Genomic DNA, 12,176 nt, shown 5'->3' with positions numbered 1-12,176 from the left:
GACATAAACTTATTGGAGTCGTCAAGGTTTACTGGCGACAATCTTATGCTATGCAAAATGCTAGCTGACTAGTAAGTAGAGCTTTCACCCTCTAGGGGTTTGAGGTCATAGTCTATTTGTAGCACTTGCGTTATTGTGAGATTAGCTAGATTAGCCAAAGATACAGAAAGTAAATCTGATTTTTGGAATACTGTTTCCTGGCAGCAAGTTTAGCCATTCTGCTATTTGGTAATAGCATGGCTTTTCTACTAAGCGCTAGTTGCAGTTAAATTCACTACAGTGTGTCAGGGTTTAAGGGGTTGAGGGTTGAGAGTTACTATCCTCATTTACGTATGAAGCGCTATGTTTATTTGAAAGCACTTCCAACTTTATCCCTATGATGCTAGGAAGGGGCTTCTACAAATTTCAATTGCAAATATTGCTTTTACATTACAGCCGTGCCAATGAAGACACTTCCGATTAGTAGATACAGATTTTTTCAGAAACTACAACCCCTATCACTTTTAAAAAAAATCACTAATAAATCTGTTACTGGTTGTTTGCAAGTATTTAGTACTTCAGGTTCTTGGTCAATATATATAGAAGAAGGTAGATTGATTTATGCCTGCTACTCAGAAAAAATGTTTGAGCCGCTTTACAGAAACTTGCAGCGCTTGAGTCAGCAAATCTCTACCATCCCTACAGGGATTCATGAACAACTGCGGGCAATATTTGAAACTGGTATCGATCATCAGGCAATACCCAATCCAGATTATCTAGCAATTTGCTGGTTAGTTAATCAAAAATATATTAGTTCCTCGCAAGCAGGGATACTGATAGAACAGTTGGCACTAGAAGCCCTAGAATCATTTTTGAGCTTGGAAGAAGGAAGTTATGAATTTATTCGAGAAAGCTTTCTTGATGACATGCCCAAGTTCTGTTATCTGAATCTGCGCTTACTAGTTGAAAAGTGCCAAAAGTATCAAGGTAAAGCTGCTTATTGTGAGACATCGCAACCTAAAAATAATGCCCAGTCGCCAGCTTCTCAAAGCCAAGAGTCACATGCACGTAAAAGTCCATCACTACCTCCAATAACAATTCCACCATCGCCCAAACCCGGTACTAATAAGAGTAATCAGGTTGTAGAATACTCTAATAACCGACCTAACCATAGTAGAAATGCTGAAAATATTCGTCAGCAAGTTTCCTCAGCATCAGCTGGCAGAAAAACATACACTATCTTTTGCATTGATGATAGTCCAAGCGTGTTGAATGCTATCAAAAGTTATTTAGATGAGCAAATATTTTCTGTAGCAGGTGTTACAGATTCCTTAAAAGCTTTAATGGAAATTCTCCGCACTAAACCCGACTTAATTTTATTGGACATTTCAATGCCAAATTTAGATGGGTATGAACTATGTTCTTTATTGCGTAAGCATTCATATTTTAAAAATACACCAGTGATTATGGTGTCAGGAAAAACTGGGTTGATAGATAAAGCAAAAGCCAAGATGGTCAAAGCATCGGGTTATTTGACTAAGCCTTTTACGCAAGGAGATTTATTGAAGATTATCTTTCAACACATAGTTTAATTTTCTAATACCTATTTAGTTGTGCCCGAAGCCTTAAACTGGACGGCAGCCAGATAAAATACTATGCATATTTACTACAGAACCAATTACCGCGATCGCTGGTGCATCAAACCCAGTTTCTTCTACTTGCGCGACAATTGTCTCCAATTTTCCAATTAATTCTTCCTGGTCTGGTCTTGTACCCCAACGCACTAAAGCAATTGGTGTTTCTAGACTCAAGCCAGCCGCACTTAACTGCTCCACAATATAAGGTAAATTGTGAATTCCCATGTAAATTACAATTGTTTCGGAACCGTGGGCGATCGCACCCCAATTTACTTTCGGTTTGTACTTACCAGCCGCCTCATGTCCAGTCACAAAAGTCACTGACGAACTATATAAGCGATGCGTTAACGGAATGCCTGCATAGGCTGCTGCTGCAATCCCTGATGTAATACCTGGCACAACTTCCACTGCAATTCCCGCTTTTACCAATTCTTCCATTTCTTCGCCACCACGACCAAAGATGAACGGGTCACCACCTTTGAGACGTACTACTATTGTGTGTTCTTGCGCCTTCTCAATTAGCAGTTGGGTTGTGGCTTCTTGCAGCAGGGAATGTCGCCCCATCCGCTTACCTGCATTTATTTGCTCTGCTTGCGGATTAATCATATCCAGAATTGCCGGACTCACCAAAGCATCGTAGATGACCACATCGGCACAGCCCAGCAAACCCTTCCCCTTGAGGGTCATTAATCCTGGATCTCCTGGCCCCGCACCTATTAAATAAACCTTTCCCAAAAACTTGCTCTCCTGTGTTTCTGTGCGGTTCATGTGTCTATCAAATCCCAAATCAGCTCGGCTAATTCTGCACTTGCTCCCAAAGGTTCAGCCAAATAAAAACGCACGAGAGGAAACTGTAATTTTAGCGTTTCTACTGACTGAGCGATCGCATCGGTTATGCCCCCAGCGAATAAAAAATATGGCAAAATTGCAATTTCACGCTTGCCGATAGCAATTAACTCTTTAACTTGTGATTCTAAACTAGGAGCTATAGACCAATAAGCTGCCACTGCTCCTATACTTGCTGCCATAGCTTCTACTGGCTGTTGAGAACCAGGGCGACGGCTACCATGAGCTAACAAAATCCATGCTTGTTTATTTTGTCCAGTTATTTGCTTTGCGAGTAAGCCTCTTAAACTGGGATCGCTGCCTAAGTATGGTTGTAGGTCAATTATAATATCCTGACCAAGAGCCTGTTGAGCCAGAGCTACTTCATCAGGAATGTCTTTCATCACATGGACTCCCGGTAGCAGAAATAGCGGTATCACCTTGAGGCAATTGCATCCACAAGCAAAAGCACTTTCAGCAAATTTTTTGATCTGCTCATGCAACGGTTCAGGACTCAGTTCCAAATAGCCTATGCTTACCAGCTTTTCTGGCTTGTTTTTGCTTTGTAGTTTGTCAGATATCAACCCTGCTAGCTGCTGCATAGCAATTTCTGGGCGGGGATCACGACTTCCGTGGGATACCAGCAGATACGCAGATGGCATGAATAACGATTTAACTCTTAGTGGCTATATTGAGAATATTACTGAATATTAAGTTAATGGTAACAGACTGCCAGCTTTGAGGCTAAAGCTCTGGCGTGTCGCCACCACTGAGTACCACCGGCCCAACTACGCGTGGGTAGGTGTCCCACAGGAGCTGAACAACTAAAATCATATCTATTATTAGAAGAACCGAAATTGTAGGTATTCCAGTCAATGACAGCGCAGAATTTGCCATAGTCCTCGTCAACGCTTTCGTAAATTTGCTTCTGCACGCTGAACCCAAAACGCCCTTTACTGTATTTGACCCATAATTGATCAATTGTGTTCAAATCCTCACAAGGCAACTTCTCAATATCAGTAGTAAAAAGATAGCTACCGCTGGGTTTTGAAAGTGCTTGACACATCAATGCCCAAGTTTCTTGATCTGCTGATTGCCATTGTCTGGCGGCGAGTAAATCGCGCAAATGATGGTAATCAACTCCCGTCGCAGAAATTAAGGTATGAAGTGGTTTTTGCTGAATAGGCTGGGAATAATTAAGTTTTAACGCAGAGTTTAACGCTTGTAGAGCTTCGGCGGCAGATTTGTAACGTTGAGAAAGGGCATTTTGTAGGAGTTTGTCGAGAATAGCATGAAGGCGATCGCTGACTTTATCCTTACTTGGCAAATAATCATGCCACACCCAGCGATCGCTAGTCACATCAAATAAATCAAACGGAGAAATCCCCGTTAATAAGTGAATACAACACACTCCTAAACTGTAGAGATCGCTAGCTGGTAAGGCTTTACCCCGCATTTGTTCAGGAGCCATATATTCTGGACTTCCAACTGTAGTACCCGTGCGTAGCAAAGCTGTCGCAGTGATGTGTTTAGCAACTCCAAAGTCAATCAAAACTAGATCCGTCCCAGTTCCGGTCACAGAGGATCTACGCATAATATTGGCTGGCTTAATGTCTCGGTGGATAACTTGTCGGACATGGATAAATTGCAGCGCTGGTAATAAATCTTTTAGGAGTTCCCAAATTTGCGTTTCCTGAAAAACTCCTTGCTGTTGCAATTCCTCCGCTAGCGTCTGTCCCGCAATTAATTCTTGTACTAAATACAACTGATTTTCTTGTTCAAAGTACCCCAGCAGTTGGGGTATTTGGGGATGCTGCAAGTCTCTGAGGCGGACTGCTTCCTGGCGAAATAATTCCACTGCCTTTTGAGAACTTTCTCCATTTTTTTCTGAAAAACAGAATTGTTTGATGACGCACCTAGTTTTGGAGGGAAGGTGTTCATCCACAGCCAAAAAAGTCATGCCAAAGCCACCACGTCCAATGATATGCAGCAAGTGATAGCGGTCTTTGAGCAATAATTGTTTACCACATCTAATACAAAATCGAGCTGTGTCTGAGTTGTGTGGATACAAACAGCTAATGTTTGGGCAGAGTTTCATCAAAAGGTAGAGCTTTACCTGGGTTTACCTATAAGTATTCCCAATTTATTTACCAATCTCCCCTAGTACCTTGCTCTATTGCTGTTCAGCAGAATAAGTATAAAAGTTATTAAATGCTCCTACTGTCTCAAATTTGTAAGCAGGTATCAAAGAATTTAGTGTTAAATCTGTACGGTAAACACTAAAAATCATAAAATTTTGTCTTTCCGTCGTCCCGGCAATAATTTCTCGCATATGCGGGTTAGCCGACTTCAGCACTTTTTCGCAGTTTATATGTAGCAAATTTTCTATAATACCCTTAGTTTTCTTACAAACATCGGTGCTTAAATATGCTGTTAGCTGTTGCACTGCATAATCTTCATATTCAGCCTGAGTAGGGTTTGTATTCGCCATTGTTAGCCCCAATGCAGCTAGCCCTACTGCTCCTAAATATGTGATAATCGTTAGTGGTCTCATGTCGATCGGCTGATGATTTGTTTTAGTCATTAGACTGTTAATTAATTGAGTCCGTTCCTGGAACAAAAAATCTCTGGTTCAAATCAGCAGAGAAGTGTTATAATCAAATAGTCAATGGCGAGCGTAGCCAAGTGGTTAAGGCAGTGGTTTGTGGTACCACCATTCGTGGGTTCGAGTCCCATCGTTCGCCCTTTTTTAATATAGAGTAATACATTCTGACTCATTCGGTGAGACACTGTATTTTTATTACGAATACTAATATCTTTTACCTAGCAAGAATCTATCACTCAGAATTCGATTGGCTGAGTGAATAAAACAAGATTCCTATTTTATTAGTTTATCTTATAGATAATTTGTTGTATGTAAGTAAAATTACTTCATAGATGGGAATCAAGATTTTCTAGCCTTACATTTATAACTAATAAGGTTGGTAATTGGTATTTTTATTACCAAGGTAGCATTTTTTATGAATATTTATAAATTTAACAAATAAATATAAAACGTTAGCAAAGCCCCAATAAACTAGGCTAACTTTCCCAATTATTCAAAAGCCATCAAACAATAGTGGAAGCAGATATAGCTGGATAGTTAATCTACTTCCACATGAAGTTTTAAATTCACGGTCAAATTTTAGAAAAGGCCTAGAAGAAATATGAAAGTTAGTCCACAGAAGGTCAGCAAAGAGATAATTAGAATATTGCCTACGCTGTGGTCTGAACTCGCTAGCTTTTGTGTATTATCAGCCATAGTAATCGACCCTGTGCAAATTAGTTTTGATGCAATTATAGCTAGATTAGATTGATATTGTCCCTTTCCAAATTAAAAGTTAATTTTAGTTTATTTAATTTTAAATTAATTACCATATCTTAAAACTATGAAATTAACTTTTGTTGATTGAACTGTTAATTTCAAGTTAACCTTGCTTTTATACATTTCTCAATGTTTCCAGTCTAATCAGTCGTAAAAATAGCTGATATTTACCTTAATAGCAAAATCAACCTTACCAATCTTATCTGATAAAACTTTACTGAGTTGATAGCGGATATACAACATACATTGAGTTATGAAACAATAAATTAAACTTCAGAGATAGAAGCTAACTCTAAAACTACTCTCGATTACACACTCGTTAGCTTGAAACTAATTTATTAGGAAAATTAAAAAGAGTCCTAAAGCTTGACGCAGAATAGCTTACAGACACGACATCTACAAAAAGTATGCAAAATTCTATTCCTTTAGTTAGAGTCAAAAATACTGAGTTACAGATACTTTAAGTAAAGTGAAGACGATTTGGTTAGTAGTCTGGAGAAGACTGGCTGTATAGTCAAAAGTCGTGTTTCTAAACGATTCAACAACAGGGTAGCATCTAACTTTGCCCTGGAAGTCAAAAATATAAAATCAGCTTTTGGAGTTGCTATGTCTGAATTGATCCAAACAGTTCTAGAGAGTGAAGAAAAAAGTGATTTGCGTTCTTTTATAAGCGAGTTGCGCCAGCAAGATAAGAAATACTTATTGCGTAACGATATAGTTAATTTATATAAGGAATATTGTTCTAAATACCAGAAATCTGAAAAGTTTTCCGATGCTTCTCATTTAGGCAAACTAATTTACTATACTCAGGAAATTATTCAAGAAGAATCAAATCTCTGTTTTATTATTCGTCCTAAGATTGCTAGTCAAGAAGTTTATCGACTGACAGCGGACTTAAGTGTAGAACAGATGACTGTGCAAGAACTGTTGGATGTGCGCGATCGCCTAGTCAACAGATTTCATCCTTCTGAGGGTGATTTGCTAGAACTTGATTTTGGCCCCTTCTATGACTACTCTCCAACAATTCGTGACCCGAAAAATATTGGCAAGGGAGTCCAGTTTCTTAACCGTTATCTATCGAGCAAATTATTACAAGACTCCAAACAGTGGTTAGAAAGCTTATTTGTTTTCTTACGCCTGCATCAATATAACGGTGTTCAACTGCTGATCAACGATCGCATTCAATCACAGCAGCAACTTTCCGCGCAAGTTAAGAAAGCTCTAGCCTTTGTGAGCGATCGCCCCAGCGATGAACCCTATGAACAATTCCGATTTTCTTTGCAATCAATGGGTTTTGAACCGGGTTGGGGTAACACAGCCGGGCGCGTCCAAGAAACCTTGAATATTCTTGATGAATTGATTGATTCTCCTGATCCCCAGGCTCTAGAAGCTTTTATCTCTCGCGTCCCGATGATTTTTAGAATCGTCCTAGTATCTGCCCACGGTTGGTTTGGGCAAGAGGGAGTGTTAGGGCGTCCTGATACTGGTGGACAGGTGGTTTATGTTTTAGATCAGGCGAGGTCTCTAGAAAAGCAGCTACAAGAAGATGTCATCTTAGCTGGGTTAGAGAATCTCAACGTTCAGCCAAAGGTAATTATTCTCAGTCGGCTGATCCCCAATAGTGATGGTACACTTTGTAACCAACGGTTAGAAAAAGTCCACGGCACAGAAAATGCTTGGATTTTGCGAGTAGCTTTGCGGGAATTCAATCCCAACATGACTCAAAACTGGATTTCGCGGTTTGAGTTTTGGCCTTACTTAGAATCTTATGCGATTGACGCAGAAAAAGAGTTACTGGCAGAATTTCAAGGCAGACCTGACTTGATTGTTGGTAACTATTCTGATGGTAACTTAGTAGCATTTTTGCTAGCACGGCGCATGAAAGTTACCCAGTGCAACATTGCCCATGCTTTGGAAAAATCTAAATATTTGTTCAGTAACTTGTACTGGAATGATTTGGAAGAGAAATATCATTTCTCCTTACAATTTACTGCTGATTTAATTGCAATGAATGCTGCCAATTTCATCGTTAGCAGCACATACCAAGAAATTGTAGGAACACCGGATAGTGTAGGGCAGTATGAATCTTACAAGTGCTTCACCATGCCCGATTTGTACCATGTAGTTAATGGGGTAGAATTATTTAGTCCTAAATTTAATGTGGTGCCACCTGGGGTGAACGAGAATTACTATTTCCCCTACACCCGTGAACAAGACAGAGTGGAGAGCGATCGCCATCGAATTGCAGAAATGCTTTTCACTCTAGATGACCCTGCCCACATCTTAGGTAAACTCGACGATCCCAACAAGCGTCCTCTCTTCTCAATGGCACGTCTTGATCGGATTAAAAACCTCACTGGTTTAGCTGAATGTTTTGGTAGAAGTAAAGACTTACAAGAGCATTGCAACTTAATTTTAGTAGCAGGTAAGTTGCGTGTCGAAGAATCAGACGACAACGAAGAGCGGGATGAAATTGTCAAACTTTACCACATAATTGACGAGTACAATCTTCATGGTAAGTTTCGCTGGCTAGGTGTACGTTTATCAAAAAGTGATTCAGGTGAAATCTACCGAGTCATTGCCGACCGCCAAGGAATATTCGTACAACCAGCCTTATTTGAAGCTTTTGGTTTGACTATTTTGGAAGCAATGATTTCAGGATTACCAACTTTCGCTACACAATTTGGTGGGCCTCTAGAAATTATTCAAGATCAGGTGAATGGTTTTTATATTAACCCAACAGTTTTAGACGAGGTAGCAACTAAAATTGTGGATTTTGTAACCAAATGCGAACAAAATCCTAACTACTGGAACGAAATTTCGCAAAAAGGAATTGAGCGCGTTTACAGCACCTATACTTGGAAAATTCACACTACCAAGCTTCTATCTTTAGCGAAAATTTATGGCTTTTGGAACTTCACTTCACAGGAAAATCGAGAAGATTTGTTGCGCTACATAGAGGCTTTGTTCTATTTAATTTATAAGCCGAGGGCACAACAATTATTGGAGCAACATAAGTATCGCTAAGAGCCAACCATCTAAGTTCGACTCACATAGGTTTGCATTCGTTAGGGTGCGTTATGCACGGAACGCCATAACGCATCAAAAATCCAGGATGGTGCGTTGCGCTACTGGGGCGACACTGTTTCTGTCTTCGCTGTAGCAACTTCCGCCTCGACGTTTCCGTGTTCCGCGCAGTCTGTAGCAACTTCCGTCTTCCCTGTAAGAGCTTCTGCCTTGACGTTTCCGTGTTTCGCGCAGGCTGTAGCAACTTCCGTCTTCCCTGTAAGAGCTTCCGCCTCGACGTTTCCGTGTTTCGCGCAGTCTGTAGCAACTTCCGTCTTCCCTGTAAGAGCTTCTGCCTTGACGTTTCCGTGTTTCGCGCAGTCTGTAGCAACTTCTATCTTGACGTTTCTAAAACCTTCCCCTTTGTGTAATTATTTCTGACCAAGTGCTTAATTAAATTGACAACTGATACCAAGTTTTTTGACCAACAATTCCATCCACTGCTAAACTCTGCCGATATTGAAATGCTTTAACAGCAGTCTCTGTCAGTGGGCCAAAAACTCCATCAACCCGCATCCTATAGCCGTTAGATACCAACAGCCGTTGCAAAACTCTCACAGCAATACCTGAGCTACCAAAACGCAGAAGTGGCATTGGTTGACTGTTGAACTTTTGTGATCGTGTTGCAACCCTAACACCGTCTGCCATTAAGAACTGAGAATGGTTGTTTTGGTCTAAGCTAGAGGAGCTTGGAGAGGAAAGCTTTTTGTGGATTTGTTTAAGTAGTTTGTCTTTCTTTAAGACGCTTGACGCAGTGTCTGGGGAAGTCCCATCTGCCTGCATAAATTCTGGAGGTGTGATTTGAGCAGTTGAAACTACCTGAGGTAAATGACTTTGTATCGACTCTTGCACACCATTTGCCAAATGAAGCTGTTGCTGTTTTGGCAAATTGGGTACAGATGCTTGCCCTGTTGTTAACATGCCCGTCATCAGCAGGCCAATTTCACTCATTATGGTTTATTTACTAACACCACTATTTCTTTTGACATCCCAAATTCAGGCTACTCCGGAATAATACATACCAATAAATGAAAAAAAATATAGAACAATTTGCAACAGTAAAAAAGTCACTGTTTGGATACAAAATGTGGTAATAATACAACATTATTTATTGGTATCAAGTTAACGCCAACTCAGCGTTAAGAAATTGCAACTATACAGCTAAAACCTGCCTAAGTGGGTGGCAAAAAGTTCGATTTTCTGTTATGCTAACTCGCGCCAAGTCCGAGTTCCCACTACTCCATCTGCAACTAAATTTCGCTGGCTCTGAAAAGCTTTAACGGCAGTTTCTGTTAACGCACCAAAAACCCCATCAACTTTAACAGGATAGCGATTATTTAGTAGTAATTTCTGTAACACTCTAACGGCATCACCGGAATCGCCAAAACGCAGATTAGGCAGACTGGGGTTGGATTTTGCTCGTGCGTTTAAAGACTGTGATTGATTTGTAGGTGTTTCCATAGTTGTTGAGTAATTGTGAAAAACTAACTATTGCTGTACTTGCTTGGGCAGATATTTCAATAGGCAATTAACTTTGATGATTAGTTAAAAAAACAACTAACACTACCTCTTAGCCATAGCAAAAAGCGATCGCCCGTATGTTGTCCAACCCAACAGAGTTGGGTTGGACAACAGGGCGCGCTTCGCGATCGCCTTCAATTAGAGTGTAGGCGATCGCTGATGAAGTTAATGTTTGCTTGTAACTACCCGATGCCATCAATAGCTGGGTGGAAGTAGAAAGCTATGCCTAATACTGTATAAGCAGCTAATAATAAGGTGCCTTCTAGCCAATTAGACTTGCCATCAGAACTAATGCTATTGGCAATAAAGACTGACACCGCGACGGCTACTAATTCAAAAGGTTGAAAATTTAAATCCATTGGTTGACCAAATATCCACCCTGCTATCACTAAAACAGGGGCAACAAATAGAGCAATCTGCATACTTGATCCCACAGCTACAGAAAGAGAAAGATCCATCTTATCTTTCATAGCTACGGTAACTGCTGTGGCGTGTTCCGCAGCATTGCCAACAATTGGGACAATGATCACCCCAGTAAATAGTGCTGTCAACCCTAGTTGAGATGTGGCTACTTCCAAAGAATCGACCAGCATTTCCGACTCTAGCGCTACTAACAAAGTACAGACTAGCAGCACGCCACTCCACAGCCAAAGATTTGGTTTAGTATGAGGGATTTCTTCTATTTCTGCGTCTACCATACCCACTTCATATAAATAGGCGTGGGTTTTCATAGAAAATAGCAGCGTCAGAGCGTAGACCAGAATTAATACTATCGCAACAGCAATAGAAAGATGTTGCAGGATTTTTTCACTAATTCCTTGAGAGGAAAAGTTCATAGCTGTGGGGAGCAGAATAGCAATTACCGCCAAATTCATGGAAGCAGCATTCACCCGCGCTACAATTGGCTGAAATGTTTGTTCCTTATGGCGTAGTCCGCCCAAAAGCATAGACAAACCCATCACTAGTAGTAAGTTGCCAATAATCGATCCGGTAATACTGGCCTTAACCACATTAATTAGCCCAGCTCTCAAGGCAACTATAGCAATAATTAGTTCTGTAGCATTGCCAAAGGTGGCATTCAACAACCCACCCAACGACGGGCCTACTACTACAGCTATTTCTTCAGTGGCCGTACCCATCCAAGCAGCTAAGGGCAGAATTGCTAATGCCGCTGTGATAAAAACTATCAAGTCTCCCCAGCCCAAAAAGTGGGCTGTTAAGGAAACCGGGATAAACACTAACAGAATAAGAAAAAGAATGTTTTTGCCTGACATGGGTCACTTTGAATTGGTATTAGTTACAGACACCTGCATAGTCAATAGTCATGTGGAATATTGACTGTTACATCATTAAGCCGAGGTAATTTACCCTCAGCTGTTCAACCCTAGTTTCGGGCTGAAGCTCTTTCCCAAGTAAGAATACTACCTTGAACAAAAAGGTTAACATTGCCGTAGCACTTATCACGATTTAGCTGCCAAAACCTGCGTTTATGGCAAACTTACCGAAATGCAGGTTTTATATCTTGGCAAATCATTGACTAAAGCTACAGGCGGAAATTAAAAAATATTTCCTTTTGCTATAGAGCTAGCCTGCGTCACCTTAGTTAGCCCTTTTATTGTGCCCAGACTTGTCCTGATTGCACTAGTACTGTTTCATTAGAGGTATTTTGCAAAGGTGATATTATTTCGCAAAATTTTTGATAACAATAACTTTCCCAGCCTTCCCAGGTTATTAAATATGGGCAACCTTAAAGTCGGGTGGTATAAAGACAAGGGAAAATACTT

Annotated in this window: 10 protein-coding genes and 1 tRNA gene; 3 read left to right on the top strand and 8 right to left on the bottom strand. The window is 40.5% G+C overall.

Going from position 1 to position 12,176, the window contains the following annotated elements; all coding sequences use genetic code 11:
• The first annotated feature begins 443 nt into the window (after positions 1-443).
• Positions 444-1,571, top strand: a complete 1,128-nt coding sequence (locus tag AC5JL8_RS19445; RefSeq protein ID WP_495881322.1) for a response regulator — start codon at positions 444-446, stop codon at positions 1,569-1,571.
• A gap of 33 nt (positions 1,572-1,604) precedes the next feature.
• Here the strand turns inward: AC5JL8_RS19445 and cobA are convergent, their stop codons facing one another.
• The 4 genes from cobA to AC5JL8_RS19425 form a co-directional block, all read right to left on the bottom strand.
• A complete protein-coding gene (gene cobA, locus AC5JL8_RS19440) occupies positions 1,605-2,384 on the bottom strand; it encodes a uroporphyrinogen-III C-methyltransferase (protein WP_495881321.1) in 780 nt (259 codons plus the stop codon).
• The gene (locus tag AC5JL8_RS19435) at positions 2,381-3,103 is read right to left on the bottom strand and encodes a sirohydrochlorin chelatase (protein ID WP_495881320.1); all 723 of its coding nucleotides are present in this window, start codon (positions 3,101-3,103) and stop codon (positions 2,381-2,383) included. Before AC5JL8_RS19435 ends, cobA begins: the two co-directional genes overlap by 4 nt.
• Before the next feature lie 53 nt (positions 3,104-3,156).
• Complete coding sequence (locus AC5JL8_RS19430; protein WP_495881319.1) at positions 3,157-4,539, bottom strand: protein kinase domain-containing protein; 1,383 nt, start codon at positions 4,537-4,539, stop codon at positions 3,157-3,159.
• A gap of 75 nt (positions 4,540-4,614) precedes the next feature.
• The gene (locus tag AC5JL8_RS19425) at positions 4,615-4,995 is read right to left on the bottom strand and encodes a DUF4359 domain-containing protein (protein WP_495881678.1); all 381 of its coding nucleotides are present in this window, start codon (positions 4,993-4,995) and stop codon (positions 4,615-4,617) included.
• Positions 4,996-5,112: 117 nt separating this feature from the next.
• On the opposite strand from AC5JL8_RS19425, the gene AC5JL8_RS19420 reads away from it, so the two are divergent.
• Together AC5JL8_RS19420 and AC5JL8_RS19415 are read left to right on the top strand one after the other, a co-directional pair.
• Positions 5,113-5,185, top strand: a tRNA-His gene (locus tag AC5JL8_RS19420).
• 1,226 nt (positions 5,186-6,411) lie between these two features.
• Positions 6,412-8,832, top strand: a complete 2,421-nt coding sequence (locus AC5JL8_RS19415) for a sucrose synthase (protein ID WP_495881318.1) — start codon at positions 6,412-6,414, stop codon at positions 8,830-8,832.
• Between the two features lie 432 nt (positions 8,833-9,264).
• Here the strand turns inward: AC5JL8_RS19415 and AC5JL8_RS19410 are convergent, their stop codons facing one another.
• The 4 genes from AC5JL8_RS19410 to cax form a co-directional block, all read right to left on the bottom strand.
• Positions 9,265-9,822 carry a peptidoglycan-binding domain-containing protein gene (locus AC5JL8_RS19410; protein ID WP_495881317.1) on the bottom strand — a complete coding sequence of 186 codons (558 nt, stop codon included), beginning with the start codon at positions 9,820-9,822 and terminating at the stop codon, positions 9,265-9,267.
• A 252-nt stretch (positions 9,823-10,074) separates the two neighbouring features.
• Complete coding sequence (locus tag AC5JL8_RS19405; RefSeq protein WP_495881316.1) at positions 10,075-10,332, bottom strand: peptidoglycan-binding domain-containing protein; 258 nt, start codon at positions 10,330-10,332, stop codon at positions 10,075-10,077.
• Positions 10,333-10,441: 109 nt separating this feature from the next.
• Positions 10,442-10,588 carry a hypothetical protein gene (locus tag AC5JL8_RS19400; protein ID WP_495881315.1) on the bottom strand — a complete coding sequence of 49 codons (147 nt, stop codon included), beginning with the start codon at positions 10,586-10,588 and terminating at the stop codon, positions 10,442-10,444.
• Complete coding sequence (cax, locus tag AC5JL8_RS19395; RefSeq protein WP_495881314.1) at positions 10,575-11,666, bottom strand: calcium/proton exchanger; 1,092 nt, start codon at positions 11,664-11,666, stop codon at positions 10,575-10,577. Before cax ends, AC5JL8_RS19400 begins: the two co-directional genes overlap by 14 nt.
• Positions 11,667-12,176: the final 510 nt, after the last annotated feature.

Source organism: Mojavia sp., assembly GCF_059505145.1.
Note: the sequence above shows the minus strand (reverse complement) of the source record. Positions and strands in the feature narration are given on the sequence as shown.

Excerpts from the sequence above, each read along its gene's own strand:
- AC5JL8_RS19445 (WP_495881322.1), top strand. The coding sequence starts at position 444 with ATGAAGACACTTCCGATTAGTAGATACAGATTTTTTCAGAAACTACAA.
- cobA (WP_495881321.1), bottom strand. The coding sequence starts at position 2,384 with ATGAACCGCACAGAAACACAGGAGAGCAAGTTTTTGGGAAAGGTTTAT.
- AC5JL8_RS19435 (WP_495881320.1), bottom strand. The coding sequence starts at position 3,103 with ATGCCATCTGCGTATCTGCTGGTATCCCACGGAAGTCGTGATCCCCGC.
- AC5JL8_RS19430 (WP_495881319.1), bottom strand. The coding sequence starts at position 4,539 with ATGAAACTCTGCCCAAACATTAGCTGTTTGTATCCACACAACTCAGAC.
- AC5JL8_RS19425 (WP_495881678.1), bottom strand. The coding sequence starts at position 4,995 with ATGAGACCACTAACGATTATCACATATTTAGGAGCAGTAGGGCTAGCT.
- AC5JL8_RS19415 (WP_495881318.1), top strand. The coding sequence starts at position 6,412 with ATGTCTGAATTGATCCAAACAGTTCTAGAGAGTGAAGAAAAAAGTGAT.
- AC5JL8_RS19410 (WP_495881317.1), bottom strand. The coding sequence starts at position 9,822 with ATGAGTGAAATTGGCCTGCTGATGACGGGCATGTTAACAACAGGGCAA.
- AC5JL8_RS19405 (WP_495881316.1), bottom strand. The coding sequence starts at position 10,332 with ATGGAAACACCTACAAATCAATCACAGTCTTTAAACGCACGAGCAAAA.
- AC5JL8_RS19400 (WP_495881315.1), bottom strand. The coding sequence starts at position 10,588 with ATGGCATCGGGTAGTTACAAGCAAACATTAACTTCATCAGCGATCGCC.
- cax (WP_495881314.1), bottom strand. The coding sequence starts at position 11,666 with ATGTCAGGCAAAAACATTCTTTTTCTTATTCTGTTAGTGTTTATCCCG.